The following is a 1,890-nucleotide window of genomic DNA, read 5'->3' as shown; positions in this document are numbered from 1 at the left end:
GTGTAAATACACTATGACCGAAATCAACTTGCTGCTTCGCATCTGCCAATCGCTCAATTACGCGCGTGGGGCCAATTACCCAACCAATACGTAATCCTGATGCAACAATTTTTGATAATGAGCTTACATAAAGAACATTCCCATTTTGCTCCATCGATTTCAATGTTGGATTCACTTCTCCATTAAAAGAAGTCAAACTATACGGATCATCTTCTACAATCGGTATACCAAATTCAGAAGATAGTTCTAAAACCTTTTTACGTCTTGCCAACGAAAGTACCGTTCCAGTTGGATTTTGATAATCTGGATTTAAAAATACCATACGAATGCGATGCTTTTTGTGCAAATCGATTAAGTCATCGGGATTCATTCCATGCTCATCAACTGGTAAACGGAATATGTTTAAACTTGCTGATTTAAACATCRGAAGTGAATAACAATAGGAAGGATCCTCAATTGCAATCGCATCGCCAGGTTTTAACAAACATTGAACGATAAGATTAAGTGCCTGCTGAGCTCCAGATGTAATAAGAATAGAGCTTGCATCTGCTTCTATTTGTTTATATTGCTCGACATGTGCTGCAATTGTTTTTCGCAACATTTCATTTCCAAGTGGATGGTCATAACCGAGATTTCCCATAAATGTTTTCTCCGACAAAATTGTTCGAAATCTATCACTCGGAATTAATTCTGGTGACAATTCACCACTCGCTAAATTGATTAAATCATCTTTTTGTGTTTCCGTTCGAATTTGTTGAACAAGTGGTACATTAGGCAAGAACGATCCATCCTCAACGTACCTACCCCAGTTCGGTATTCGTTTATGTGACACACCCCATATGTCTGTATTCACCCGGGTGCCGCTTCCTTTTTGCCGTTCTACTACCCCAAGTGATTTTAATTCCTCATAAGCAGCTACTACCGTACTCCGGTTCACTTGTAACTCCTGTGCTAACATACGCTCAGAAGGTAATTTTCTATCAGAAGGGAATTCACCGGTAGAAATGCCTCTTTCAATGTAATCAGCAATTTGTTTATAAACTGGTATCTTATTTTCACGATTCGGTTGCCATTCCATTTAGTTCCCTCCTCTCCAAGCAGGTGTCCTGAATTCATTAATAATAGTATTCACTGTGAAAATGGTATTAATCAAGCGCATGATTTAAAAATGTCTCAACCGTCACATTAAAACTAGTAGGCTGTTCTAAATAAGGCAAGTGCCCACTATCTTTCAACTCAACGAAAGTCACGTTTCTCAGGTGTTTTTCAAATTCTCTCACATACTTTTCCGGAACAAAATAATCATTCTCTCCTCGTATTATTAATGCAGGACATGCAATGTTAGAGAGGTATGGTCTTTGATCGTAATCAACTAATTCAGCGAATAGCCTTTGAATATGCATCGGATTAATAGTTTGTAGGGATTGATGAAATCCTCGGACAATTGCATCATTATCTTCTACTCCCATTGCTCTCAATAACGTACCCGCCCAAGTTTTCCCTTTATCATGCAAACTAAGTAAATCATATACTTCAAGTCGTTCTTTACGATCTGCCGGTTCTAAATAGGGAAATGCATTTGCAACAATTAATCTAGAAACAAAACCTGGATATTGAATAGCAAAATCAATCCCTACTCTAGCCCCTTTTGAAAGACCACAAATGACTACTTTTTGTAGCTTTAAATAATTGCATAACTCATACAAAACATTTGAGTATTCTTTAAAACTAATTTCCAGTCCTTCAGATTTCCCATGTCCAGGTAAATCAAGTGAAATCACTGTCCAATTTCCCTTGAAATATTGTCTTTGATATAACCAATTGTTTGAGTTTCCTCCAAGACCGTGTAAAAACAATATGACAGGACCCGATCCTTCTATATTGTAATAA

General features: G+C 37.4%; 2 protein-coding genes. Both read right to left on the bottom strand.

The window, feature by feature from the left end; translation table 11 throughout:
* On the bottom strand, positions 1–1,078 hold a 1,078-nt coding region (locus tag AC1DTM_RS24615; protein WP_477001113.1), incomplete at its 3' end, for an aminotransferase-like domain-containing protein.
* Positions 1,079–1,145: 67 nt separating this feature from the next.
* Positions 1,146–1,890, bottom strand: a 745-nt coding sequence (locus tag AC1DTM_RS24610) for an alpha/beta fold hydrolase (protein WP_477001112.1), incomplete at its 5' end; no start/stop codon positions are given.

The organism is Bacillus sp. P4_D3 (genome assembly GCF_056401855.1).
Note: the sequence above shows the minus strand (reverse complement) of the source record. Positions and strands in the feature narration are given on the sequence as shown.